The following is a 26,595-nucleotide window of genomic DNA, read 5'->3' as shown; positions in this document are numbered from 1 at the left end:
GGGGGAATCGAAGCCTCTCGTTGCCAGTGGGTTGTAGGCCGTGATTATAAGGGAGCGCGCCGCTTTGTCGGGCACACCGGCCCAATCGCATTAACCCTCAAGTCCGTCATGCCCCCGGGACCACACGGAGCCCACCACCACGGCGGCTGACGGCCCGTCTTCCCCACACCGTCATTCCGGGTGGGAACCCGGAATCCACGAGTCCAGGGATGGCGAACGCGAAGCCTGACTCAGGCCACACACGGGAAGAACCGATCGGCTGCCACATACCGCAGGATTTCGTTGCGGCAGAAGCCCAGCAGCGCTTCTTCCAGATCCGGGCGGTAGGAACTCATCCCGCGCCGCGATTCGAGCGGACCCGCGAACAGCTTTTCGTCCGGATATAGGTCGGTCATCCGGCGCAGAAAGGCGTCGGGCAAGCGGAAGGCGCCGAGACTCACCGAATGGATTCCGGCCGGATCCAGCACGCCAAACACCTCATCGAACATCGCCCGGTAACGGTCCTGCCAGCCGTCGACATAAATCACCGGATCGAAGCGCAGGCCGATCGGCCAGCCCTGGCGCTGCAGGCGCTGGGCCGCCAGCAAGCGCTTGGCGGGCATCGGGGCCTTGTGGTCGACCGCGGCCGCAATGGGTTCCGGCATGAAGCTGAACGCGACGACGGCGCGCTCCAAGGGTTCCACTGCCAGCAGCGAGCGCACTTGCGTACTCTTGGTCCGCAGCTCCAGCCAGGCGTTCGGCAGTTCCCGGAACAGCGGCAGGAACGCGGCCGCGAAGCCGGTCACCGGTTCCAGCGCGAGGCTGTCGCAGTCGTAGCCGGAGAAGAAGTGCACGGGCTCCCCGCCGGCCTCATCGGCGATGCGCCGGATTTCCCCCTGGAAGTCCTCGTAGTTGACGAACAGCAGGTAATTCGCCGAACGGTACATGCCCTGCAGGAAGCAGTAACGGCAGTCGTACACGCAGTTCAGCATGTGCGAGAAATAGTAATTCCGCGCGGCGCCGATGCCGTAGCCGGGCGGCGCCGGCAGCACGAAATTGCGGTACTTCTCGGCCAGGATCAGCGCCGGCTTCTGCTTCTGCAGCCGAAAATTCTGCGCCTTCGGATTGAACACCTCGCCATAGCGCGCGCACGGCACGACCCGCGCCTCGGGGAAGCGGGCGGTGACTTCGTCGGTGCGGGGATGATCCCGGATCGCGGATTCGATGTAGAGCGTTTCGATCAGGGCTGGGACCGTAAGGGGCGGGTTGGTAGGGTGGCGACTTTACGAGCCGGAGACGTTTAGGCTGCATTGTCTGGCGGAGTCAGCCTGCATTCGCCGGGCGCTCGATTCTAACTCATCAATTTCGGCGGATATCCCCGTCGCATCACTGTCTAGCCGCGGAATGTTTGAGAGTGCCGGATTCCGGACGAATGGGGTCAGGTTGCATTGCTTCGTTGGGAACTGCGATCCGGGTCAGGCGCCAGGCTGAGCAAGAATGCGCAAAGGCCATCACAGTTCACGCAGTTGACACCATTATCGGGCTCAAGTTTTCGGCACTGTGTCCGACAAAGCCAGAACTGCAACCTTTGTTCAAAGGCTGTGGCGCAAGCAGTCCACTGTGAGCGCATTCCCTCAGGTCGTTGGTTCGGGCCGATTCTCGCCGGGGATCGGTTGTTAGATGTCGTCGGCCCATGACCCTGTGTTTGCGTTCGCAGCTTCCAGTCAAGTTGCAAAATCCGGAGATGGGCTATGGCTAAACGATTCGGTAGAGGCGCGAATGCGCTGCGCGTCGCGCGGTGGGTAGCGGCAATTCCACTCGTTGCGTTGTTGGGTTTCGGACGCCCGGGCTTGACGTGTTCACTCACGTTCACGAGCCCGGCGCGAGGCAGCACGGTGACTTCGCCTACCGTCGGGGTATCCGGCACCGGAACGGGCACTGCCAATGCCGGTGATCCCGGAACAGTTACCGCGACGATCAACGGTCAGGTGTTCTTCTCGCAAAGCGGTACCTTCACGACACTAATCAACTTCCTCGGGTCTGGAGCGGCATCCGTGTCGCTCAGGGCCGGGGCGAACGTACTCAATGTAAGCGGTTCGGCCGGAGCCTGCAGCGCCTCCGATTCCATGGTCGTGTATTACACTCCGCCCCCACCGCCCGAACAGAAGGCCGCGGGGGCACCCCAGATCTGTAACGGTACCAACCCGATCGATGGAGGTAACGGAAACAAGTTCCAGACGGAGCGTGACTATCTCGGGGCAGGACCCTTTCCGCTGCTCTTCGAACGGTACTACAACAGCCGCTTCGACATGCATCGAAGCCTCGGTCAACGCTGGCAGCACAGCTACGACCGCCGGATAACCGCTACCAGCGCAGTAGCCTACGTCATTCGATCCGATGGCAGGGCGCTTCGGTTTTCCGCGTCGGGGACTGCATGGATGGCCGATGCCGACGTTTCGGAACGTTTGTCGCGCCTGACTGATAGCGCTGGGAAGCCTAACGGGTGGGAGTTCGTCACCGCCGACGACACCGTCGAGTTGTATGACGGCAGCGGCCGGCTCATGTCGATCAGGCCCAGGGGCGGTCAGGTCCAGAACCTCACCTACGATAGTGCTGGCCGCCTCGTCAGCGTTGCGGAAGCGCCTTTCGGTCGGCGTCTCGCGTTCGGTTACGACGCGTCCAACCGGCTAATTAGTGTGATCGACCCAGCCGATACCATCACCCGGTTTACCTACGATCCGGCGGGGCGTTTGATCTCCGTGACCTACCCTGACCTTACGGACTCGGATGACTCGGACAATCCCAAGCGACAGTATCTCTACGAAGACGCGCGGTTCCCTCATGCCCTGACGGGGCTTATCGATGAAAACGGTGTCCGGTATGCGACTTGGGCCTACGATGCCAATGGCAGGGCGATCAGTTCGGAGCACGCGGGAGGGCTCGACAGGTTTCAACTGACTTACAACGCGGACGGTAGCTCAACCGTCACCGACCCTCTCGGCGCGGCACGTACCTTCAGTTATCAGAACCTGCTAGGCGTGCCCCGTGCGACGGGATTGAGCGAGCCGTGTGCCGCGGGCTGTGGAGCGCAGACAGCCAGCACGACTTACGATGCGAATGCCAATATCGTGAGTCGGACCGATTTCAACGGTGCGACGACCCATTACGTTTACGACTTGACGCGTAACCTCGAGCTCAGCCGAACCGAGGCGGTGGCCACGCCCGCCGAGCGTACCGTGACGACCGAGTGGCATCCCATATTTCGAATTCCGACGCGAGTCGCCGATGCCAAGCAGGTCGTGAGTTTCGCTTATGACCCGTCCGGCCGCCTCGTCACGCGCAAGGTCACAGTGGGTAAATCGAGCCGTTTCTGGCGCGCCAGCTACGGCCCCGACGGGCAAATCTCGCAAGTCAATGGCCCACGGACCGACGTACCGGATCTGACGACGTTCACATACTACGCAGGCGATGCGATCTGCCCGACGGGCCACCCGACCGGTTGCCGCGGGCAACTCCAAACCAGCCGGAACGCCAAGGGTCACCTGACGACCTTCAGCGACTACGACGCACACGGGCGTGTCGGCCGGGTGGTCGATGCCAATGAGTCGGTGACGACGTTCACCTACGATGCCAGGGGGCGGATTACGCGGACGAGCACCGATGGTAGCGTCACAGCGTATGCGTACGACAAGGCCGGTAACCTGCTTCGCGTCACGGGACCGAATGGCGCGTATCTCGCCTCGACATACGATGGCGCGCATCGCCTGACTGGCATTGCCGACCGCGCCGGTAACCGCATTCAATACACACTGGACGCAGCCGGTCATCGCGTGCAGGAAGACGTCTATGATGCTGCTGATCTGCGGGTACGCACTCAGCAGTGGGCGTATGACACGCTATCGCGTTTGTCGACGGCGGTGGACGGATCCGGTCAAGCCACGTCCTACAGCTACGATGCGAGCGGTAACCTGATCGGCGTTCTCGATCCGGCCAACCGGTCATGGTCCCAGGTCTACGACGCGCTGAATCGGATGACGGCTGTCACCGATGCTGCGGGAGGGGTGACACGCTACCAATACGACGCGCTTGATCGGTTGCTTAAAATTACCGACGCGGAGGGCCTGAACACAACCTACGCTTACAGCGGGTTCGGCGATCTGACGCAACAGGTCAGTCCCGATACCGGTAAGACCCGCTACACCTACGACTCAGCCGGCAATCGCGCGTCGCGTACGAACGCGGACGGTGTGATTGCAACTTACGTTTACGATGCGTTGAACCGCCTGGTCTCTATCGACTATCCAGGCACCGCGGCTGATGTCGCCTACGTTTGGGATTCCGGCGTCCGCCAGAAGGGATTTCTCAAGCAGGCACGGCGCGGCGACTATACGGCCAACCTGACTTGGACACGCCGTGGCAAGCTTGCAGCGGTGCAGCGCGCCAAGAATGGCGTTCCCATCGCCGACGGATTGGTCCGGTATACCTACGATAAAGCCGACCAACTCGTCTCGATCCGTTTCGGCGATACCCGAGAAGTGCAGTACACCTACACCTCGAACGGATCGGTCAGCCGCGTTCAGGTCATCGAACACACGACGCCTGGTGATCCAGCAGGCGATCGCGTCAGCACGCTAGCGAGCGCAATCGAGTACCTGCCGTTTGGCCCTGTCAAGAGCCTCACTTACGGTAACCGAGTGATGCTTTGGCGTGCTTTCGATCTGGACTACCGGCTGAAGCAGCAGACCATTGGGACAGTACAGAAGCTAGCCTATGCGTACGATGCCGCCGGCAATCTGTCGACGGTCACGAATAAGCTCGTACCGGGCGCGAGCCAGTCATTCGCTTACGATCCTCTTGACCGGCTCATTCAGGCCTCGGGCCCACTCGGTGTAGTCAGCTACACCTACGATGCGATCGGCAATCGCGTTGGCGAAATGTTTGGCGCCAAGTCCACGGCCTATGTCTATCCCCCTGCCAGCCATCAGCTGCTTTCGGCCAACAGCGATGCGATCCGGGAGTTCAGCTACAGCGCGGCAGGTAGCGTGCTCACGGGTGGAGATCTGTCGTTCACCTACGATCCGGATGGACGCTTGAGGGAAACCCGTCGTGCAGACCAGGTTCTGGCTGGTTATGTCTATGACGCGTTCGGACAACGGATCGAGAAGACAACTGGCGGCACTTCCCGGTCCTTTGAATACGACCTGGGTGGCCGATTGTTACGCGAGTCTGGTCGGGACTACGTCTATCTGAACGGCGAACTGCTGGCTCTGCTCGATGGGGACAACCCGCATTTCGTGCATGCGAATCACCTCGGCGCACCGGTTGCGGTTACGAACGGCGCCAAACAGGCAGTCTGGCGTGCGGAGTACGAGCCTTTCGGTAAGGCTGACTTGACGAATCCCGCGCTGATCCTAAACGTGCGTCTGCCCGGTCAGTATCTCGATTCCGAAACCGGGCTTCACTACAACTACTTCCGCGACTACGACCCGACGCTTGGTCGGTACATTCAGAGCGACCCGATTGGACTAGCGGGTGGGGTGAGTACGTACGCATATGCCGCCAGCAATCCGATCAATGCGATCGATCCCGATGGCAGGATACCGCTTGCGTTAATTCCAGCCGCGAACTATATGTTCGGTTTGTTTCTTGGGGGAGGCTCAAGCGCTGCTCTACAGTACGCGATCCTTGGTTCGGTAGATATAAATCAGACTATAGACGATGCCCTTTTGGGTGGAATTCTTGGGATCATAAATCCAGCGCTTAGTCTTTCTTCAGGCCTTAGGGCTGCTCGATGTAGTGCTCCGTCAGTTCCGCCTGCGGCGCGTGCGCTCACAAGTTACTATCCTCAAAACAACGGGTTCATTGGTCATGGTAGAGCGTTCACATTGCTTCCCGGCACAAAAGTAGATCGCTTTGGGTTTTCCGGCGGACGATTCTTATCGCCAGAGGGAACGCCGGCTACAATGAGATCCCTTCCTCCGCTCACCTTTGAAAGACCTTATGTGAAATTCGAGGTGCTTAAGCCTCTTGAAGTTCAGGCTGGTGAGGTCGCTCCCGCATTCGGAGAGTTAGGGTTTGGTACACAATTTGTAACGCAAGAGTCAATCCGGAAACTTATCGCTTCCGGCCACTTAATGGAGGTTCGTCCATGACCGTAGATTCCTTAATTCGCTTGCTCAAAGAGAAGGGGGCGCATCCAAACGCTGTAAGCGTTGGAATAGGTGTGCCACGAGCAGATGAAATGTACTGCTTGGTCAAGGACGGTAAACGTTGGGAAGTCTATTACGCGGAACGTGGCGAAAAGGTTGATCTGGAAGTGTTTGAAAGCGAGGATGACGCATGCACCCATCTTTACGATATTCTTAAGCTAGATTCATCTGTTTGGGTTTGAGGATGTCAATCTATCGCACTCCTAGTAATCCAGGGCACGCCTAATGTTGTGCGTTTGGGGTAAAAAGTGGGGTAATGGAGTAATTCAGCCGCAATAGGCGCCTTGAAGGCCGTAATGAATGGACTGTTCTGTTTCTGAAATGAATAAAGTTTTTCCCGCTGCCAATACACTTGAAGACACGGAATTGCTCGGCGAGGCTGCATTGCGCTACGCCGATACACTGAAGAAGCTAAAGGTAGATCTGGATGTCTGGGTGGTGGAGTATTTTGATGAGATTACGGGCGATAAGTGGGTAATGGATTGCCCGGAATCCGAAAGACAGGGAGGCGGTAACCCTCGCCTCAGAAAGATGGGGCGTGCTTAGTCGTTATGTACCTTGTCTAGGACCTAAATCACCATTATCGTTTGCTTCATCAGGACCGTGGCGCAGCAAGCGTCACGGTCTTGATTCCCTGAAGATAATGTTGTCCCCAATCTGAGTGGCGGTCCCTGCGACATTCGCTTATGCGAAGGAAGGAGACTCTAGTGCCAACTACGCAGTTAAACTGCGTGTAAAGCTTCAGAAGTCGGCGCGGCGTGATTCGGCTGTCGCGGTTGTCGGCAGCGAACAACGGATCAAGGCGCGCAACCAGTTCCAACAAGAAATGGGTCTGATCCGGCCACGGAACACCGCCGACTTCTGCTTCTGCAGCCGGAAGTTCTGCGCCTTGGGACTGAACTTCTCGCCATAGAGCGTGCACGGCACGACGCGCGTGTCGGAAAAAGAGTGACGATCTCGGACGACCGCGTGAGTGCGGGAGCCCCGTCTTCCACCTTTACCCCAACACCCACGCCACCGCTCTCAACACCCCCGCTTCCCGACCCCGCACTTCGGCATGACGCCGTTCCATCGACCATACTTGAAGGGCTTCGACAACTGACGTTTGAACCGTCTGGAGTATGTGTCATGAAAGTCTATCGACTCCTAGTTTATTGGTCGCTGTTGGTGGGTTGTCTGCTGGCCGCATCCGGTGCGAACGCACGGAACCCCGCACTCTCCTCGCACATTCGCGATCTCTCCTACACCTCGGCACTGGAGCCCGCGGGGACCTACTGGTCGGATGAATTCTCCAACCTGGCGGTGGCCTGGCAGAACGTGCATACGCTCTGGTACAGTCGCAAGGACAACTGGAGCGATCATCGCTTCGTGTATCGGCGCTCGACCAACCGCGGCGTCAGTTGGGCTACCCCGCTTGTCGTCGCCAGCGCGTCCGATTTTCCGGGCAGCTCGCTGATTCACAACGAATCAGACCGCTACCTCTGCGTGGCCGGAACCACCGTCCATGTGGTGATTCCGCGTTCTTTTCCCATCACGCAGCAACGCAGCTGGTATTACAACCTGGAGTACTACCGTTCCACCGACAGTGGTGCCACGTTCGAGCCCGCGCGAGTGCTCGCTTCGAGTGCCGATGCCTGGCATATCGATCAGTCGCGCGTCGCCTGCAACCCGCAACGCGTGGTGATCGCCTACCGGACGCGCGCGAACTGGTACGACAACTACCATATCAACGCGCTGGTCTCGGAGGACAAGGGCGCCACCTTCCGCAACACGGCAGTGGTGGGCTCGAACGATCGTAACGGCAGCCTCGAGGACTTGGTGCTGTCCGGGACCGAGGTCTACGTGCTTTACTACCACCTGCTTGAGGGCTATTACTACGGCAATTTCCAGGCGCGGATCGGGCTTGCGTCCTCGATCGACGACAGCCAGTCCTTCCGCAGTGTGTTCCTGACCACACCGGCGACGGATGGGCGTTATTACGCGCTGGGCACGAAGGACTTGTACAACTCGCCCGACCTCGCCGTGGAGGGGGCAAACGTCCATGTCATTTGGAATCAGCTCGATACGAACTATCAGGGTACGAAGACGCTGATGTACGCGCGGTCCACCGATAATGGGGCTTCCTTCGCCGCGCCCAAGGTCGTTTTCAAGGGCAACACCCTCTATCCGGGCCAGGAAACCATTGCCGCCAAGGGCAGCTATGTCTACATCCTGTTCCCGACGACGGACAACAAGATCCAGCTGCGGCGTTCTCTGACTTCCGGGTGGGGGTTCCAGGAGGCACAGGAGCTCAGCACCACGGGGGGCTGGTGGCCGGAAGTGGTCCTCGACCCGCGCGATGTCACGGGGGCTACGTTCTACGCCTTCTGGGATGCGCCGACGTATCGCCTGACGACCAACGCCGGCAAGACCTTCAGCCAGCCGCTTTGGTCCCATCCGATCTTCAGCTACAACCGTCTCCATCGCTCGCAAGCCATCGTCGACAGCGTGGGCACCTTGCATGCGACGACCAACGGGTTCTTTTACTCGAACGCGTTATGCAACGGCATCTGCGACTGGGATACCTTCTATCGCCGGATCCCGCCGGTGCCCGATCCCTCGGGTACGCAGATCGGCATGCGCCTGCTGACCGAAGGGGCCACTTTCGAAGATCGCGTTGATAATGTGCAACTGGCGTCGAAAACCCTGGGTTTCAAGACAGCCATGACGGCCGAACTGTGGGTCAAGGATCTGGGCGGCGGCATCGGTACCGGCTACAGCGACTACCGCACCCCGATGTTGTTCAAGCAGCGAACGCTGTCGACGGGATACGAACCGGCCTTCGGTTTGGCGACCCGCGACTACTACGGGCAACGGAAACTGGTCGCGGATCTGGAGACGACCTCGGGATTCTTCGCGCTCTCGGCAGACGGTGACAAGGGGCTGCTGACACCGAAGGTCTGGACGCACCTGGCCATGACCTACGACGCGGCGGTCGCGGCTGACAACTTCCGCTTGTACCGAAACGGTGTGCTGGTCGCGAAGGCGACCGTAGCGGGCGACATTGTCGCCGGATTCGGTAATCTCTTCGTCGGACGTTACGGTAACTGGCTGGTGGACGAAGTCCGGCTCTGGGACCGCGCCTTGACCGGCGCTCAGATCCGGGCCGGCAAGGACGGACCATTGACTGGCAAGGAAGTTGGCCTCAACGCCTATTACAACTTCAACAACACCATCAAGGACATCACCGGCAAGGGTAACGACGGCATCCTGATGTACAAGGAGGCTTTCACGGCCGGGAAGTTCTGAACGAGCGAGCCCCTCGCTCATGACAGCCCCCGCGGCACGGATTCGCCGCGGGGGTGCTCGCAAAGCCCCGGCGGTCTTCGCCGGGGCCGGTGCAGCGAGAGCCGTTGGCACCACGCCCGATTGTCCTCACGCAGCTCCGGTTCGCTTTCTTCCCGAACGCATGCGTTGACAAGATCCCTTCGCGGTCGCCTGCGCCTATAGCCGGCGCGCGCTGTTGCCGTGCCTCACGGCGCGGAAGGCCGCCCTCCCCAGATCACCGGCTCCCGTTCTATCTCGCGCAATAGCCATCCCAAGGCCTCGCGGCCGTTCCCGATCACGGGCGGTTCCGGTAACGGTCGGTTGTCGGTCAGTACGTGCCACCGCTGCAGCAATCGATCGAGCTGCAGCCGCTGCTGGGCCGTGAAGTGCAGTGCAGCCAGCCAGTCCGGTTGATCGGGCGTCGCCGCGGGGCGGAGCTGATCGGCAAGCCGGCGCAGGCACTGCTGCGTGTGGGTCACCGTCTCGATGATGCCGTCGACCCAGGCGCTCGCGCGCGCCGGGTCGATGTCGCAGATGGCGTGGTCGCGGTTGTCCGATACGGCCTTCAGGCAATGAATCAGTTCCAGCGTCGAGAAGCGGCTGGCGGCATCCAGGAAGGCAGCGGCCTCCATGTCGTACAGGCAATCGCCGGCGTATTCGGTTTCGGGCTGGGAGACGGTGCGAATCTCGGCGCTCGGACACGCGGCCTTGAAGGCAATTGCCGGGTACCAGCTCTTCCCGCGCTCGGCATCGGTGACCTTGTGTGCCAGCCAGGCGCTGCCGAGCGGATGGTGGGCGTGCCCGGCCAGGCCGACATTCAGCCAGATCGCGTTGGCCTGTTTGCCGAACAGCACGTGGGTGTAGGCTACCGCGGCGGCGGTCGCCAGTTTGCCGATGCCGGAGACGGTCAGGCTGATGCCGTCCTTTTCGAAGATCGCAAAGGCATCCTCGCCGTTGCGCCGCTTCAGTTGGTAGTGCGCAATCAGTGGCTTGGCTTCCGCCGGCAGCGCGACGACGAAATGCACGAAAGTCTCAGCGGTGGGTCGCATGGCGTTCACTGATCTCCTGATAGTACGTGGCCAGTTCATGCTTGCCGCGCTTGCGCGCACCGTTGGCGACCACGGCCGCCTTCGCGGCGCAGGTCGCGGCGGCGGCGGCGCGGTCTTCTTCGCTTAGGACGCCGCTCGCGAGGATCTTCTCCAGCGCGCGTATCCGGAAGCGGTCCATGCCCCAGTGGCGGCGCGAGAGCTGATCGTCGTGGCCGCCGTACTTGACGATCAGCGGTTCGTCGACGAACAGCACCGGGAACCGCGCGGCGATGCGCAGCCACAAATCGTAGTCCTCGCAGGCCGGCAGGGTTTCGTCGAACACGCCGACGGCGTCGAACACCTCGCGATGGATCAGGATCGACGACGGCGACATCGCACACAGCGGCACGCAGTGCCGGAAGATCCAGCCGCCGCGCTTCGCGTGCTTGTTCATCGCGTTGACCCGGACGCCATGGCGTATCCAGATTTCATCCGTATGGCAGATTCGCAGCTCCGGCTCGGCGGCGAGCCGCGCCCATTGCCGCTCGATCTTCCGCGGCAACCACTCGTCGTCAGAGTCGAGCAGCGCGATCCAGGTTCCCCGTGCGGCGGCGATGCCCCGGTTGCGGGCGGCGCTCACCCCCGCCTGTGCCTGTTGCAGATAGCGGACGGCCGGAAATGTGCGTTCGATTAGCTCGCGGGTGCCATCGGTCGAGCCATCGTCGACGACGATCACTTCCAGCACCGGCGCGGTTTGCGCGTATACCGAATGCAGGGCGCGCTCCAGCAGTGCGGCCCGGTTGTGCGTGGGGATGATGACAGAGACGGGGTGAGGCATGGGCGCGCACGGACGGTCGACGCAGGGGCGCCTGTTGGGTCTTGGTCAGTATCGCACGGGACGGCCGGGCCAACGGTCCGCCGGTTTCTCCGCTGTGCCGGTGCCGTCGCATCGGTCGTCAGGCGCGCCAGCCTGTCCGAAGCGCCACCGCAACCGGGGCGATGACGCTTCGGATGGCTGGAACGCCGGGGTTACCGGGCTGCCGCTTCGGTCAGTGCGTTGCGCACGATGCGCTGGATCTTCGGATCGACGATCAGGCTGCCACCGAAGGTGAGCGACCCGACCGAGAATACAAAGCCGCCGCCGGCGTGGTTGTAGAACGTCATGTCGGCGCCCTTCCAGACACCCGCCTCCAGCCAGTTCTGGCCGGTTGCGAGTGTGACGAGGCCGGCCGGCAGGGTCGATGCCGGTACGCTGACCGGTTCCATGCCGCACGCGGTGGGGATGCCCACGGCCCCCGCGCCCCCGCGCGAATCCACTTCCCAGGCGGCCGCTTTGCCGTTGCCGTAGCCAGTATTCAGGCCGTAATCGCCGAAGGTCTGGCCGTTGGCGAGGCCGGTTCCCTGCAGCAGGAAATGGGCGGCGGCCTTGACGCGGTACGGACCGCCCTCGATGCCGCAGGCCGAGGTCGCGACCCCCAGCACCGAGCGCTCGTGTAGCGGGGGCACGAGTGCGCGGAACATGGCCGGGGAACGGGGCCCGTCCTCCACGCCCAGGCGGAAACTCATGCCGGTCCGGTCGGGATAGTACTCCCCGGCCTCGAACAGGCCGTTCCCGCCCAGGTAAAGCAGCGAGCCGCCGCCCGCCAGGAAGCCGTCGAGCTGACCGCGCATCTGCGTCGACCAGTACTCGGGGTGGGTATCGGCGATCAGCGTGTGGTATCCGGCCGGCAGGCCGTCGTGGAAGTCGATGTCGGTGTAGACATCCGGTTGAAAGCCCGCGTCCTCCAGCCAGCCGAGTATCCATAGCTCGCCGGGCGTCAGGTGCAGATCGCCGGCCACCGGGGAGGCGCCGGGATTCGGGCGCAGGAAGCTGACGTTGGCCGCGCCCGAATACTTCGAACGCCCACCCCAGCCGTTATAGGCCAGCCAGGTATTCACGTTGGCCAGCACCGCGATCTGCGACCGGCGGTCGGGCGCCGGCTTCACGACGAAGGTGATGTGGGACTGATCGCCGTCGGGATCGGTCAGCCGTGCCGAGTAGATGCCGGAGCGGGCGGAGGCGGGAATCGTCCAGCTGAAGCTGGTGGGCCAGCCGGCGCCGTTGCGCCAGGGTTCCGCTGCCGTGGTCCGTTCAAGGGGTGTGAACGATGCGGTGCCCATCGCGATGCTCGTCAGACCGCTTGCCGTCGCCTTGTGCCGGAGCAGGCTCGCCTGATTGCTCCCCTTGCCGGAAATGTGGAACTGGATTGTCTCGCCGGGCGCGGCGGACAGCGGCCACGCGTAGCCTTCGATCTCCAGTGTGCCCCGGTTGGCGGCGACCCGGACTTCGCCGTTGCCCGGTTGATAACCGACCAAGTCGAGGTTGCGGGTCAGCGACGAGGATGCCGTGTTGGAAAAGCGCCCGGGCAGTAACTGCCAGCCAGCGCTTGGCGCCACCGAGCCCCACTGCGCGAACGAGAACGCGCTGCCGGTGTTGGCGCCGACCCACACCGTCCCATTGCTCGGATGGTAGCCGGACAGATCGACCCGCGCGTCGCCGGAGAACTCGCCCGGCTGGAAGCTCCACCCGGCAGCGGGCGTTACCGCCGCCCATTGGCCGAAGGAGAAGCCCGTACCGACATTGGTGCCGACCCAGACCGTGCCGCTAACCGGCTCGTAGCCGGCAAGGTCGAGCTTGGCATCGCCCGCGAAGTTGGCCGTCACGAAAGTCCAGTTGGCGGCGGGTGCGACCGTGGCCCATTTCTCGAAGGTGAACGCGGCGCCGGTATTCAGTCCCACCCAGAGCGTGCCGTTGCCGGGAAAGTAACCCACGACATCGGTCTTCCCGTCACCGTTGAAGTCGCCGGGGAGGAACTTCCACCCGCTGGCGGGAGCGAGGCTGGCCCACTGCGTGAAGTTCAGTGCCGTTCCGGTGCGGGTGCCGACCCAGACCGTGCCATTGCTCGGCTGATAGCCGAATACATCGCGTTTGGCGTCGCCGGCAAAGCTGCCGGCCAGCAGTTGCCAGCCGCCTGAGGGCGCCAGTGTCGCCGCATCGACGAAGGCGAACCGGGTACCGGTGTTGCGGCCTATCGACAACACGCCGCTGCTCGACTGGTAGGCCAGCGCGTCGAGCTTGGCGTCGCCCGTGAAGTCGCCGGTAAGGAATGACCAGCCTGTAGTGGGCGCCAGCGTGGCCCAGGTGCTGTAGGCGAAGTGGGTTCCGGTATTGGCGAACATCCACACCGTGCCATTGCTGGGGTGATAGCCGAGGAGATCGGTGCGGTTGTCCCCGGAGAATTCGCCCGTAAGGAAGCTCCAGCCGGACGCGGGTCCCACGGTCGCCCAGGGTTCCGTTGCAAACTGGCGAGCGTCAGCGGTCGCGAAGGAGACGGCCCAGATGATTGCCACTGCAATCCGGCCGTTGGTGCGGTTGGGTGCGCGGTTCCCTGTTCTGTCGGTACACGGACGGGTTGACCGAACGTGCCCTGCGAAGCGTCGTGTCGTCTCTTTCATCGTCTACCCCCTCGTTCGATACGGCTGAGAAAAGCAACGAGCGCCAGTTGCCGGCGGGAGTCAAGCGGTCGAGACAGCGGATGTGATGGTGCCGTTCCCCGCCGTGGCGGGCTCAGTGTGGCAGCGCCGATTTCTCGCTGCCATGACAAATTACCCTCGAATTCAGCAAATGCAGGGCGCTTTGGTGTGAGTCAGGCGCTGCTGTGCGCGACTCTCGGCGGACGCGGCGCCGATTGTCCACGCGGTCCGTATCGCATAAAGTAGCCCGATAGCCTTGAACAGGGACTGAAGTAAATGAGCATGCCCGTCTTTGATGTCCGCCGCCCGCAAACCTCGAAAATGGTCGCTGAACTGTTGCAGGAGCGCGAGCAGGTGTGGGCGATTTTCCATGAGCTCAGCGGAATGGCGCGTGCTGCGGCCGACGTCGGTCTCCCCGCCAAGGTGCTGGAATTCTGCCAGGTCCTGATCGATTACATCTCGCTCGGCCATTTCGGCGTGTACCGCCGCATCATCGATGGTACGGAGCGACGCCGTCTCGCGGTCGAGACCGCGCAACGCGTGTATCCGCGGATCGAAGAAGCGACCGACATCGCGCTCGCCTTCAACGACAAGTACGAAGCGCTCGATCGAGCTTCGCTGGCCGCCGAGCTGGAGCCCGATCTGGTTCGCCTCGGCGACGCCTTGGTGACCCGCTCCGAACTGGAAGACCAGATGGTCGAAGCGTTGATGAATTGAGGCGGGTGCCGACGCCGCGCATCGATCGCCAACGGCTAAGGCGGGTGCCGGTCGCGCCTTCGGCGGAAGCTCTCCGAAAACCAGCTCACGGGGTGCAATGAAATACTGTTCGGCTTGCGGCGCTCCGGTTCGCGTCGGCGTTCCCGCGGGTGACGACCGCCCGCGTTTCATCTGCGACGCCTGCGTCACCGTCCACTATCAGAACCCCAAACTGATCGCGGGCTGCATCCCGGTCTGGGAAGACCGCATCCTGCTGTGCAAGCGCGCGATCGAGCCGCGCAAAGGCTACTGGACGCTGCCGGCGGGCTTCATGGAACTGGGCGAGACGATAGCCCAGGCCGCGGAGCGCGAAGCCCACGAGGAAGCCAACCTCAAGGTTGCGATCGGCGAGATCTACACGCTGTTCAATCTGCCTCACATCTCCCAGGTCTACGTCTTCTTTCGCGCCCAGATGCTGTCGCCCGAGTTCTGGGCCGGCGCCGAAAGCCTGGAGACCCGATTGTTCCGCGAGGACGAGATCCCCTGGGACGACCTGTCCTTCGAAACGGTGCATCGCACCCTGCAGTTCTTTGTCGCGGATCGCCAACGGGGCGAGTATGTCTTTCGGGTGCAGGATATCGCCCGCGATCCGCGGCGCATGCGGGAGCAGTAGGAGGGGTGCCCCGAGCGTAACCATTCACCCCCTTTGCGGGAGAGCGGGCCGGGAGGGCGAGACCGTCTGCGGGAGGGAACCCGCAGTCGAGCCTCCAGGGACGGATTCACGGCGTGTCTCGGCCTCCCGCCCGCTCCCGCGAGGCAGGCGTGCGGAGTCCGATCATTCAGGAAAGAACCCCGATCATGCGTTACCCAATGGCGGATTCGGATGATGGCCGAGTTCCGATCGAGCCGTGCCAGGGGCGCTGCGACGCACAAGGACTCGAGGAACCGGAGAATCCGCATGCGGTGTTGTTGCCGCAACGTGCGATGCGACGGGCGCCGTTATCGGATCCAATGGTCGATGTCATGGGCGCAGGCCTAACGAACCCGTGTAAGTCCCTCACACTAACCGGGCGACCAGGGCCGAATAGCGCAACCCGACGGCTTTTCACACCAAGGAGAAACCCAGTGAAACGTCTATTTGCCCGAGGTCATTTTCGATTCGGACCGGCACTCCGGCTAATGTCTTTCGCCTTTGCGGCGGCCGGCATGTGGAGCCTCCCCCAATCAGCGCGGGCCATCGGGGACACGACTATGGTCAGTGTCAACTCCAAGGGAGAGCAGGGAAAAAAGACATCGAGCGAACAGGACATTTCCGCGGATGGTCGCTTTGTTGCCTTCACCTCGACCTCCAAGAATCTGGTGGCCGGGGACGCCAATGGTGACTTCGCCGACGTGTTCGTCCACGATCGCCACAACGGAGTCACCCGGCGCGTCAGCGTGGATTCCCATGGAGTGCAAAGCCTTGGGGAGTCCCACCATCCTTCCATCTCTAGCAACGGACGCCACGTGGCCTTCGTAAGTTACGGCTTCTCGTCGCCTTTCGCTGGCCTCGAAGTATCAGTGCATGACTGGATGACAGGGATGACCGAGAGGGTCGACCTGGACTCTGCAGGTAACCTGCCGGACCGCTGCACCGTGTATTGCTGGGTTGAACCGGCTCTTTCAGGAAATGGCCGTTTCGTGGCTTTCCCCTCAAACGCCACCAATCTCGTCGCTGGCGACACAAACGGCGCATGGGACATCTTCGTGCGTGATCGCAAGACACGCCAAACAACCCGAATCAGCGTCGACTCCGCCGGCAAGCAAGGAAATCAGCCTCCATCCTACTACCCTCCGGCCAGACCGGCGCTCTCGGCTGACGGGCGTTTCGTGGCTTTCGTTTCAGACGCCACCAATCTCGTCGCTGGCGATACGAACGGAACCTGGGATGTCTTCGTCCATGATCGCAAGACGCATCAGACAATCCGCGTCAGTGTCGACTCGGTGGGCCGTCAAGGAAACGATGACTCGGCAGGTGGATTGGCAATCTCATTGGATGGACGCTACGTGGCCTTTACCTCCTACGGCAGCAATCTGGTCCCCGGTGACACAAACGGCCAGCCCGATGTCTTTGTGCACGACCGGCAGACACACGAGACCACACGCGTGAGCGTCGATTCCATGGGCCGAGAAGCCGACAGAGCGTCGGGCATACTCGGCAGTAGTCTGTCCGCCGACGGCCGTTTCGTAGGGTTCAGTTCGAATGCCAACAATCTCGTAGTCAACACTCCCCCATCGGTATACGGCACTCAGCGCACGTACATTCACGATCGGCTGACCCACGAAACCTCGCTGGTTTCCGTCGACGCGAGCGGCAATCCAGCCAACGAATTCTCGCAAACACCAGAATTGTCGGCCAATGGTCGTTTCGCTGCCTTCAGTTCAGGGGCGACCAACCTGGTAAGCGTGCCTGACGCGAACGGGTTCGGGGATGTCTTCGTCCGCGACCGATTGTTGGATCGTACCGCGACCGCCGATATCGCCGTTTCGCAGACGATGAGTCCATCCCCCCCAATCCCCGATAGTGCGATGACGTATACGATGGCCGTGACCAACCATGGCCCCGATCCGGCGTCCGAGGTCACGCTGGTCGACGGTATGCAGCGCGGCACGGCCGTCCCGAGCCAGGGCACTTGCAGTGCCGGTACGCCGAAGGTCTGTTATCTCGGCTCCCTGGCCCCCGGTGCCAGCGCCACGGTAACGCTGACCGTCCCACCCGGCGCCGTCGGCACAGCGGGTCGCGTGGTCAACTCCGTCCGCGTCGACGCTGGCCCCATCGATCCCGCGCCGTCAAACAACAAAAACACCCACGTTACGATCGTCCCGTGACACGCACGGCCGCCCGGGGGCGAGTCAGATCCGTCCCCCGCGGATGGCGGCGGGTGACCGTGAGCCTGACGTAGCCGGTGGCCCTCCGGCGCCGCCCTGAAACAGCGAAAAGGGTTCGATCAGAAGGTGCGCCCAAAGGCGAACCACGCCATTAACCCGCTCCTATCGCCCTCGCCGTAAGGCGCATCCCTCAGCCAGAAATTGGCCCGGCAACTCGGTGCTCGTGCCGCAGACTATAGAGCGCTTCAGGCCTGGCCAAATGACCATCGGACGCGGATGTCTCGCGCCTGACCCTCGGGCATGAGGCCAACCCGGGTAAAGGGCCTCGGCGAGGCGCCAACCCCCCGCTGAACTCGGAAGAACCCTCCTGCTCTAAGCGGTGGGCGCTGTGCGGAAGAGCGAGCGTCGGGTCAACCGCGGAGTCGGACATCCGTTCGCGGAATGCCCGTCACTCGCGGCACTCGACTGAACGAGTTGGCATGGGGTGCATCCTCGGTGCTTTGCCGAGCCCTGGACCCGTGATCATCGTGCTCGTCTCACGCAGGCGCCCGAAACAAGACCAAACCATCATTAGTTTCTGGAGACAGCGATGAAGCGAAGCAGTCTGTTTGCAGCACCGTATGCGTTGGTAGCAGCCATCAGCGGCTGGGTCGGGCCTTTGTCGGTTCCCGCCGCCCTGGCGGGTGATCACGAAACCCAATGTTTCAATGAGATTCAGGGCAAGATCGCCTGGGACGGCGACAAGCGCATGAACTGGGATCCGGATAACGTCAAGCAGCTGTGCAGGGGAACGAACATGCCCGCGGAACCCGGGAAGTGCTTCCTCGCCGTCAGCTCCGGCCACGCCAAGGGACAGGTCAGCTGGGGGCCGGGAACCCAATGGGAATGGCGGAACATCATCAATCTCTGTGCGGGTACCAACGACGGCATGAAGACCGTCGGGTGCTTCAACAATGGCGTCAAGACAGGCGCGGATTGGCGTGACGTCATCTTGACGTGCCAACGCAATTCCTGAAGCGCGCCTCGTGCGATGAGGCTCTGATAACCGTGCTTGCCTGAAGCGCGCCATGCCGCGATGCGCGGCGTGGCGCCGTGCGGGCATGAAGAGCCGAGCGCGAAGGATCAGGCCGGCATAACGCCGGACACCTCCCCCCGAATCCCTCGACCGCTGCAGTCGATCCACCCGGGACGCGATCGCCCGCCTGCAGTGATGGGCATCCCTTCTCAACTCGCGCGGATTACGACGATGCGCCCGTCGACCCGCCGCGTTACGCGGTGGACGGCAACGCGTCGATCAGCTGCCGCAAGGCGTTGAAGTCGACGGGCTTGGTCAGGTGGTGGGAAAAACCCGCTGCCTGGGACCGTTGCCGGTCGCTGTCCTGGCCCCAGCCGGTCAGGGCCGTGATGACGATGTCGCGGCCCCAGGCGTGCTCCCGGATGCGTCGGCAGGCGTCGTAGCCATTCAGTTTGGGCATGCCGATATCCATCAGGATGAATTCCGGCCGATGAACCTCGGCAGCGGCGACCGCTTCCAGACCGTCCCGTGCGATGTGCACCTCGTGGCCGAGTGCGCGCAACAACGCCGCCAGACTGTTGCCCGCGTCCTGGTTGTCATCGGCGACCAGCACGCGCCGCGGCCGCGATGGCGCCGGCGCGGCTGCCGACACAGCGGATTCTGGTTCGCTCGGCGCCGCCGCCGCGGGCAGCCACACGACGAATTCGCTGCCCTGGCCAGCGCCCGCGCTGTAGGCCTGGATCCAGCCGTGATGCAGTGCCACCAGTTCCCGCGCCAGACTGAGCCCGATCCCAAGCCCCCCCTGGGCCTTCTCCAGTGACTGGTCGCCCTGCGAGAACATCTCGAACACCTGCGACAGCAGCGCGGGCGGGATCCCGATGCCATCGTCCCTGACCCGTATCGTCACGCCCTCGTCGCCGTGTTCCACCGTCAGCGTGATGTGTCCGCCGGGTTCGGTGTACTTGGCGGCGTTGTTCAGCAGATTCGACACCACCTGTGCGAGTCGCACCTGATCGCCCGCCACATACACGGCAGCCGACGGCAGCCGCAAATCGAGCTGATGTCGGTAGGTTTCCAGCAACGGTCGACAGCTTTCCAGCGCGCGCTCCACGATGTCGCCGACCGCGACCAGCTGCCAGTCCAGGCTGATCTTGCCGCGCGTGATGCGTGAGATATCCAGCAGTTCATCGACCAGCTTCGTCAGGTGTTCGACCTGACGTTCGATCAGCTGGCAGCACCAGGCGCGTGTCGGGTCGTCGATGCCCGCCGTCTGCAGGATTTGCACGGCATTGCCGATCGGTGCCATCGGGTTGCGGAGTTCGTGTGCGAGGGTCGCGATGAATTCGTCCTTGCGGCGGTCCGCATCCTGCAGCGCGGCTTCGGCCAGCTTGCGGTCGGTGATGTCCTGCACCGTGCCGAAGGCGCTGATCAACCGACCTTGTGCGTCGAATCCCAGTTCCGCTTTCTCGCTGACCCATTTGACCTGCCCGTCGACGACGATGCGGTGCTCGATCGCGTAGGGTTCGCCGCGCAGCGCCGCTTGCCACATCCGGTCCACGTAGTCCCGGTCGTCGGGATGGACGGCAGACAGAAAGTCGTCGTAGTGCATCTGCGCGTCCTCGGGTGTGCCGAAGATCCGGTGCGCTTCTGCCGACCAGGTCAGCGACGCGCTGCGCGGGTCGAGGCGCCAACTGCCGATCTTGCCCAGGGCCTGCGCGCGGCTCAGGTCTTCCTGGCTGTGCCGGAGTGCCTCGTCTGCTCGCAGGTGCGACCGCATGTCGCGGCAGATCGTCGATATCAGCTCGAGCTGGCCGGTGTCCCGGTCCTTGTGGGCAAGAATCATCTGCGATACCGGAATCTCGGTGCCGTCGCGCGCCAGCAGGGCGGTATCATCCAGCCAGTGATCGACGGAGAAAGTCGCCGGGACACCTTCCTCCACGATGCGGCGATAGGCCCAGGGCGGGTAGTAGTCCTCGATGCGGCTGTCGGCGAGCGATTCGCCGGCAGCGATCCCGAGCAGCGCGCGGCCCGCCCGATTCATGTATTCGATTTGGCCGTCAGGCGTGGCGGTGGCGATCAGGTCGCTGGTGGCCTCGATGATCCCGGCGAGTTTGCGGTTCAAGTCCTCGGCTTGCTTGCGCTGCCCGATATCGATCAGTGTCGCCAGTGCGCCGGCATAGCAGCCGTCGTCGGCACGGATCGGGGCGGTCGACATCAGCGCCAACAACGCCGAGCCGTCCTTGCGCCGAAACCGGAACTCATGCTGCTCGACGATGCCGTCGGCCCTGCGTCGCAGGTTTCCGCGGGCCACACGCTGCCAGGTCTCGTCCATGAAGTCGAACAATGACCGGCCGGCCATCTCGTCGGGCGTATAGCCGAGCATCTCGGCTGCCTTCCGGTTGGCAAACGAGGTTCGCGCCTCGGCATCGATCATCCAGATGCCTTCCTGCACCGATTCCACGATGGTCCGGTAGCGTTGTTCGCTGTCGGCCAGTGCCTTCGCGGTCGCCTCCAGTTCGGCGGTGCGGTGCGCGACGCGCTCCTCCAGTTCGATGTTGAGCAACCGCACCTCGGCCTCGGCCAGCTTGCGGCGGGTGATGTCCTGTGCGAGACCGACATAACGCGTCACGACGCCCGAGTCATCAGCTACCGGAAAGCCCCGGTCCCAGATCCAGCGGAGCGAGCCGTCCTCCCGCAGGATACGGTATACCTGGTCGAGCGGTTCCCCTACGAGATGCGTCGCCAGGGCAGCCGAGAGTGCCGGGAGATCCTCGGGATGCACCGCGTTGAGAAATGACCGCGGATTGGCGTACAGCTCGGCGACCGGCCGGCCCCATATCCGCTCGTAGGCCGGGCTGACGAAAAATATACGTTCGAGGGCCGCATCGGCGATGTAGAAAACCTCGGTGATGGTGTCGGTGACCAGGCGCAGGCGCTCCTCCTGCTCCGCGAGACGGGATTCGAGATGCATCGTCGCGGAAATGTCCTGCACGGTGCCAGTCGAGCGCAGCGGCCGGCCGCTGTCGTCGTGGTCCGTCGCCCGGCCGCTGCAGCCTACCCAAAGCCATTGCCCGTCTTGCCGCCGCAACCTGAGCCGCAAGTCGCGCCAGGCACCGGCGCCGGCCAAGGCTTCAGCGAGCCGGCGCGAGTCGTCCGGATGTACCTCGACGGGCGTTTCGGCGTCGCTGTCGAGTATCTCCCGGACCTTGGTGCTCCAGCTCAAGTGCCCGATCACATGGTCATATGCCCACAGGCCGATGTCGCCGGCAGCGAGAACGGCGCGCAGCAACGCTTCATCGGACCCCGACAGCGCGGGTTCGTCCTTGTTCGGGCGTGAAGAGGTGAGCGTCATCATCCGTGCGGGAGTCGTGGCGGGGGGGGCGTTGCGGGTAGCTTAGCGGACAAGGCCGTATCAACCCAAATAAATGAGGCGGCTCGTGCGCGCAGCGCACGAGATGACCATGACTCCTCCAACGGGGCGATTCGTGCGCCCAGCGCACGCCACAGCTACAACCCCGCTATTCCGTGCGCCGCGCGCAGGAAATCGCGTTTTCCTCTGACTCCTGCATATTTCCTCCACGATTCCTCTTTAGCCTTTGCACCAAGCCTCGGGGACTTCGATCCTCTCGGCGTTTCGCACGGATCGGGCGGATTGAACGTCCGGTTCCATGTTGTGCAGACCATTTGTTGGAGATCATGATGGACTCTCGTAAAGTATTGGTCCTCTTGGTGCTGGGCCTGGCCTCGGCAGCGTCGAATGCGGTTGTGGCCCGAGGCGGCTTCGGTCCGGGGCATCCGCCCCACGACCCGTTCCTGGGTTTGCCGCCCGATCCGGCTCTCGTCGACACCGATGGGGACGGCAAGATCTCGAAGGCGGAGATCGAGGCTGCTCGCGGCACCGAATTCAAGGCGGCGGACACCGATGGAGATGACAGTCTGACGCTGGCCGAGTTGAAGAGCTGGATGGCGCGGCGCGTCGAGGATCGGTTCAAGGCGCTCGACACCGATGGCAATGGGCTGGTCAGTCCCGCCGAACTGACCAGCGGCAAATCCGGCCGCCGCGCGACGATGCTGTCGAACCTGCTGAAGCAGGGGGATCTCGATGGCGGTGGTTCGCTATCACTCGAAGAGTTCAGGCTCCTGGCGTCGTCGGCCAGCAAGGCCGGTTTGTTCTTCGCGGGGATGGACGCGAACGGTGACGGCAAGGTGTCCAAGGCCGAGTATCTGGCGCCGCCGCCGCACCGTGCCGGCCATCCGCGGAAAGCACGGCCGGCGACCGAGACGGACAATGAGGCGGACGACGCCTGACCGCCGGTTTCGGTGGTGATGCTCTCGGTGCATCCGTGATGAGCGACCGCGCTTTCAGGCCGGCCGGCCGGGAGCGCGGCCCCGTTCGCCAGGTCTATCGGAATGACCTCGATGAAACTCCGTATCTTTACCAGGCTGTTCATTGCGATGCTGCTCGGTGTCACCGTGCCGCTCGCGGTGATGATGGCCTCCGTGCATTGGACCTTCCGCCAGGGTTTCGAGGACTATCTCCACCGGGTCGAACTGCAGCGGCTGGAACAGCTGACCGGCTTTCTCGCCGATCAGTACCGCACGGCCGGAAACTGGAAATTTCTGAAACACGATCATCACCGCTGGTTCGACCTGCTGCGGCGTGGATTGCATGATCGCTCGTCGCGTTCCGAGTCGGATCCTGTGCCGGAACCTCAGCGCCCACCTCCCGATGCCGCGTTTGCCGACGCCCCGCCACTTCATCCGGGGCCGCCGGACGATCCCGACGCAAGGCCTCCGCGTCGACCGCGTCATGGGCCGCCACCACCGCCCGACCCGCTGTTGCTCGGGCTGCGACTGAGGCTGCTCGATGCGGATCGGCATCCGGTCACCCGTCCCTCGCGACCACGCCCGAACGGACCGCCGCCAGGTCCTGAGAGCCTGCTGCCGATCAACGTCGACGGCGCCACGGTCGGCTGGCTCGCGGTTCGGCGCAACTCACTGCTGACCGACCGGATGGCGCTGGCTTTCGTCGAAAGCCAGTCGCGTTCCAATGCCTTGATCCTGCTGTTCGCGCTGCTGCTGGCGATGCTGGTCGCGTGGATTCTGGCGCGGCAGTTGATTCGCCCCGTGCGCGGGATCGCGACGGGGGTGCGCCGGCTCGCCTCCGGCGACTACACGGTGGCGGTGCCGGCCGGCAGTGACGAACTGGGAGATCTCGCGCGCGATTTCAATCTGTTGGGACGGACGCTGCAGCGGAACGAGGAAGCGCGGCGCGACTGGATAGCCGACATATCTCACGAGCTGCGGACGCCGCTCACGGTGCTGCGCGGCGAGATCGAAGCGATGCAGGACGGCGTGCGTCCCGTCTCGGTCGAAGGGGTCGCATCCCTGCACGCGGAGGTATTGTCGCTGGGCAAGCTGGTGGACGATTTGTACGAACTTTCGCTGTCGGACCTCGGCGCCCTGGACTACCGGCGCGAACCCGTTTCGCTGGCCGAGATCGTCGTCTCGGCCGTCGAGACGCACCGCCACCGCTTCGAGGACAAGGGGGTGGCGCTGACTTTGGGACCGATGCGGCCGGCCGTCGTTTACGGTGACCGACGCCGCCTTGCGCAGCTGCTCGGCAACCTCCTGGAGAACAGCGTGCGATACACCGATCCGGGCGGGCGCTGCGAGGTTTGCCTGGAGGCCACGGCCGCCACTTCGGTCATCACCATCGATGATTCAGCCCCCGGAGTCCCGGCAGAGTTGCACGAACGGCTGTTCGAGCGGCTCTACCGCGTGGCGGGTGCGCGGACCCGCGAGCACGGCGGAGCGGGCCTCGGCCTCGCGATCTGCCGTAATATTGTCGAAGCCCACGGTGGGCGTATTGCCGCGCTCGGATCGCCGCTGGGTGGCCTGCGCATCAGGGTGGAGTTGCCATGTGAACGCGACTGACAAAACGACGTCCCCGAAGAATCCCGGGGCGCCTTCCCGGACGATCCTCGTCGTCGAGGACGAGCCCAAGCTTGCTCAGGTCCTGGTGGACTATCTGAGCGCCGCCCACTACCGCACGCACTGGTTGTCCGGCGGCATGCCGGTCGCCGCCTGGGTGCGGCGCAACAAACCCGACCTGATCCTGCTGGACATCATGCTGCCGGGGCGGGACGGTGTCAGCTTGTGCCGGGAGATCCGCAGCTTTTCGGACGTTCCCATAATCATGGTGACGGCGCGGGTCGAGGAAGTCGACCGCGTGCTGGGTCTGGATGCGGGAGCCGATGACTACATCTGCAAGCCGTTCAGTCCGCGCGAGGTCATCGCCCGGGTCGGGGCAGTCTTCCGGCGGATCGACCGCCTCAAGCAAGACCGAATGCCGGACCATGGCTTCCAGATCGATGACGACCGCCTCGAAATCCGGTTCGATGGCCAGTTGATCGACCTCACGTGGACCGAATTCCGTCTGTTGGGTTACATGCTCTCGAAGCCGGGCCGCGTTTTCTCGCGAGAACGCCTGCTGGAATGCCTGCATGGCGACAGCCGGTCCTTGACCGACCGGACCGTGGACAGTCATATCAAGAACATTCGTCGCAAGCTCGAACAGATCGCGCCCGGGAGGGAACTGATCGTGTCGGTTTATGGCGCGGGCTACAAGGTAGAAACATGACTCCTCGTTCCGTCAAGACGTGTTCCGCGAATCCGATCGCCCAGCCAGGCAGGGCCTGGTTGAGGCCAGTCGTGGTTAGCCTCGGCGTCCTGGGTGTTGCCGGGTGTGTACTGGGTCCGGATCCGGCCGGCTTTGACGAAGAGGTCGAGAGCTTCACGGCCCAAGGTGGCTATCGTCCGGAGCGAACCCTCGCCACCACCACGCTGCGCGAGGTTTGGCAGCATGATCGGACGGAACTCGACATCGTTTATACCGCTCCGGACGAAGCCGGGCGGTTCCCGTTGGTGCTGTACTTCCCCGGGCTCGGAGAGGATGCCGCGGCCGGCGCATCCTGGCGGCTTGCCTGGGCGGCTGCCGGCTATGCGGTGCTGTCCGCACAACCCGCGTCGCTGGTGCATGCGATCGGCAGCGCGGAGCCGCTCAATGCCGGTGACCTGCGCGCGCTCGCCCGCCGGCAATTCGCCTCCTCGGCGCTGCGGCGACGCGTGGAACATGCCGTCTGGGCTATGGATGAGTTGCAGCGCCGTTCCCGAACGGAGCTGCCTTACGCGCGCGCCGATACAGCCCATCTGGCCGTGGCCGGGTTCGATCTGGGCGCGCAGACCGCCGCCGCGCTGTCCGGCGAGGGGGTCGATGAGGCCGTCGCCGCGGCAATGACGCCGCAGGCCGCAATCCTGCTAAGCCCCTACGTGAGCCTGGCCAGCGGGCAGCCGGGGGCCGGTTTCGCGAGTGTCAGGCTGCCTTTGCTCGCCGTGACCGCGACCGAGGACGACGATCCCTATGGCCTTGCCTTCGCCTCGCTGCGTCAGGCCGCCTGGAATGCCTTGCCGGGTGGTGAGCAGTTCGGACTCGTGTTGCAAGGCGGAAGCCATCTGTTGCTGTCGGGTGCGGACGCCGACCAGTACCTGGAGCGACGCTCCCGCGCCCGGGAGACCGCCATGGGGGCCGGCGAGCCCCCCGGTATGTCGGGTGGTCAGGGCGCCATGCCCGTGCCGTCTTCGGGATACGGCGGCGGGGGGCCGGGTATGGGCACGGACTTCGGCCTGCCCCGCCGCAATCCCAAGGCGGACGCGCGGCAGGTCGCCGCCGTCCGCAGTGTGACCACGGCCTTCCTCGACGCCACGCTGCGAAACTCCGCGGAAGCGCGCCGCTGGCTGGAGAGCAGTGCCCGCTCCTGGCTCGGGCAACTGGCCACGCTGAAGCGCAAATAAGCGCGCTGAGCTGGCGCATGCACGAGCCGCCTGTCCGAATGCCGGGCACATCCTCACGCGTTCCTGTGACCGAGAGCCGTGCCGCATCCAATCGTTCACACCCCTCATGTTGCGGGAGGGGCTGGGG

General features: G+C 63.4%; 17 protein-coding genes and 1 pseudogene. 13 read left to right on the top strand and 5 right to left on the bottom strand.

Translation table 11 applies throughout. The annotated features are described in order from the left end of the window. Nucleotides 1-230: 230 nt before the first annotated feature. Nucleotides 231-1,223 (bottom strand): SPL family radical SAM protein, encoded by a 993-nt coding sequence (locus tag ACW73L_RS08010; protein WP_498921560.1) that lies wholly within the window; start codon nt 1,221-1,223, stop codon nt 231-233. A gap of 507 nt (nt 1,224-1,730) precedes the next feature. On the opposite strand from ACW73L_RS08010, the pseudogene ACW73L_RS08005 reads away from it, so the two are divergent. The 5 genes and pseudogenes from ACW73L_RS08005 to ACW73L_RS07985 all read left to right on the top strand — a co-directional run. Next, nucleotides 1,731-2,384, top strand: a pseudogene (locus ACW73L_RS08005) (DUF6531 domain-containing protein); the annotation flags it as partial. A gap of 33 nt (nt 2,385-2,417) precedes the next feature. Further along, complete coding sequence (locus ACW73L_RS08000) at nt 2,418-6,131, top strand: glycohydrolase toxin TNT-related protein (protein WP_498921558.1); 3,714 nt, start codon at nt 2,418-2,420, stop codon at nt 6,129-6,131. Further along, entirely contained in the window at nt 6,128-6,370 is a 243-nt protein-coding gene (locus ACW73L_RS07995; RefSeq protein WP_498921203.1) for a hypothetical protein, read from the top strand. Before ACW73L_RS08000 ends, ACW73L_RS07995 begins: the two co-directional genes overlap by 4 nt. Nucleotides 6,371-6,509: 139 nt before the next feature. After that, on the top strand, nt 6,510-6,734 hold the full coding sequence (locus tag ACW73L_RS07990) for a hypothetical protein (protein WP_498921202.1): 225 nt from the start codon (nt 6,510-6,512) through the stop codon (nt 6,732-6,734). 582 nt (nt 6,735-7,316) lie between these two features. Beyond that, nucleotides 7,317-9,476, top strand: coding sequence for a sialidase family protein (locus tag ACW73L_RS07985; RefSeq protein ID WP_498921201.1), 2,160 nt, complete (start codon nt 7,317-7,319; stop codon nt 9,474-9,476). A gap of 224 nt (nt 9,477-9,700) precedes the next feature. On the opposite strand, the gene ACW73L_RS07980 is transcribed toward ACW73L_RS07985, so the two are convergent. From ACW73L_RS07980 to ACW73L_RS07970, 3 genes are all read right to left on the bottom strand, one after another. Continuing rightward, the gene (locus tag ACW73L_RS07980) at nt 9,701-10,543 is read right to left on the bottom strand and encodes a hypothetical protein (RefSeq protein WP_498921200.1); all 843 of its coding nucleotides are present in this window, start codon (nt 10,541-10,543) and stop codon (nt 9,701-9,703) included. Continuing rightward, nucleotides 10,527-11,360, bottom strand: coding sequence for a glycosyltransferase family 2 protein (locus ACW73L_RS07975; RefSeq protein WP_498921199.1), 834 nt, complete (start codon nt 11,358-11,360; stop codon nt 10,527-10,529). The genes ACW73L_RS07980 and ACW73L_RS07975 overlap by 17 nt, the downstream gene beginning before the upstream one ends. A gap of 191 nt (nt 11,361-11,551) precedes the next feature. Further along, nucleotides 11,552-13,912 carry a N,N-dimethylformamidase beta subunit family domain-containing protein gene (locus ACW73L_RS07970; RefSeq protein ID WP_498921198.1) on the bottom strand — a complete coding sequence of 787 codons (2,361 nt, stop codon included), beginning with the start codon at nt 13,910-13,912 and terminating at the stop codon, nt 11,552-11,554. Nucleotides 13,913-14,311: 399 nt separating this feature from the next. Between ACW73L_RS07970 and ACW73L_RS07965 the strand changes: the two genes are divergently transcribed. From ACW73L_RS07965 to ACW73L_RS07950, 4 genes are all read left to right on the top strand, one after another. Then, on the top strand, nt 14,312-14,752 hold the full coding sequence (locus tag ACW73L_RS07965) for an Rsd/AlgQ family anti-sigma factor (protein WP_498921197.1): 441 nt from the start codon (nt 14,312-14,314) through the stop codon (nt 14,750-14,752). A gap of 97 nt (nt 14,753-14,849) precedes the next feature. Continuing rightward, a complete protein-coding gene (locus tag ACW73L_RS07960) occupies nt 14,850-15,404 on the top strand; it encodes an NUDIX hydrolase (RefSeq protein ID WP_498921196.1) in 555 nt (184 codons plus the stop codon). Nucleotides 15,405-15,982: 578 nt separating this feature from the next. After that, a complete protein-coding gene (locus ACW73L_RS07955; protein ID WP_498921195.1) occupies nt 15,983-17,599 on the top strand; it encodes a CARDB domain-containing protein in 1,617 nt (538 codons plus the stop codon). 589 nt (nt 17,600-18,188) lie between these two features. Next, the gene (locus ACW73L_RS07950; protein ID WP_139559634.1) at nt 18,189-18,614 is read left to right on the top strand and encodes a hypothetical protein; all 426 of its coding nucleotides are present in this window, start codon (nt 18,189-18,191) and stop codon (nt 18,612-18,614) included. A gap of 253 nt (nt 18,615-18,867) precedes the next feature. Here ACW73L_RS07950 and ACW73L_RS07945 read toward each other — a convergent pair whose 3' ends face one another. Further along, nucleotides 18,868-21,966 (bottom strand): PAS domain S-box protein, encoded by a 3,099-nt coding sequence (locus tag ACW73L_RS07945; RefSeq protein ID WP_498921194.1) that lies wholly within the window; start codon nt 21,964-21,966, stop codon nt 18,868-18,870. A 347-nt stretch (nt 21,967-22,313) separates the two neighbouring features. Here ACW73L_RS07945 and ACW73L_RS07940 point away from each other — a divergent pair, with 347 nt between their 5' ends. The 4 genes from ACW73L_RS07940 (at nt 22,314) to ACW73L_RS07925 (ending at nt 26,468) form a co-directional block, all read left to right on the top strand. Continuing rightward, nucleotides 22,314-22,922 carry a hypothetical protein gene (locus tag ACW73L_RS07940; RefSeq protein WP_498921193.1) on the top strand — a complete coding sequence of 203 codons (609 nt, stop codon included), beginning with the start codon at nt 22,314-22,316 and terminating at the stop codon, nt 22,920-22,922. Between the two features lie 111 nt (nt 22,923-23,033). After that, entirely contained in the window at nt 23,034-24,551 is a 1,518-nt protein-coding gene (locus ACW73L_RS07935; RefSeq protein ID WP_498921192.1) for an ATP-binding protein, read from the top strand. After that, nucleotides 24,538-25,257 carry a response regulator gene (locus tag ACW73L_RS07930; RefSeq protein ID WP_498921191.1) on the top strand — a complete coding sequence of 240 codons (720 nt, stop codon included), beginning with the start codon at nt 24,538-24,540 and terminating at the stop codon, nt 25,255-25,257. Before ACW73L_RS07935 ends, ACW73L_RS07930 begins: the two co-directional genes overlap by 14 nt. Continuing rightward, nucleotides 25,254-26,468: an alpha/beta hydrolase family protein gene (locus ACW73L_RS07925; protein WP_498921190.1), complete on the top strand. Its 1,215-nt coding sequence runs from the start codon at nt 25,254-25,256 to the stop codon at nt 26,466-26,468. The genes ACW73L_RS07930 and ACW73L_RS07925 overlap by 4 nt, the downstream gene beginning before the upstream one ends. The last annotated feature ends 127 nt before the right edge of the window (nt 26,469-26,595 follow it).

The organism is Methylolobus aquaticus, assembly GCF_054172105.1.
This window is presented reverse-complemented; position numbering and strand designations above follow the sequence as displayed.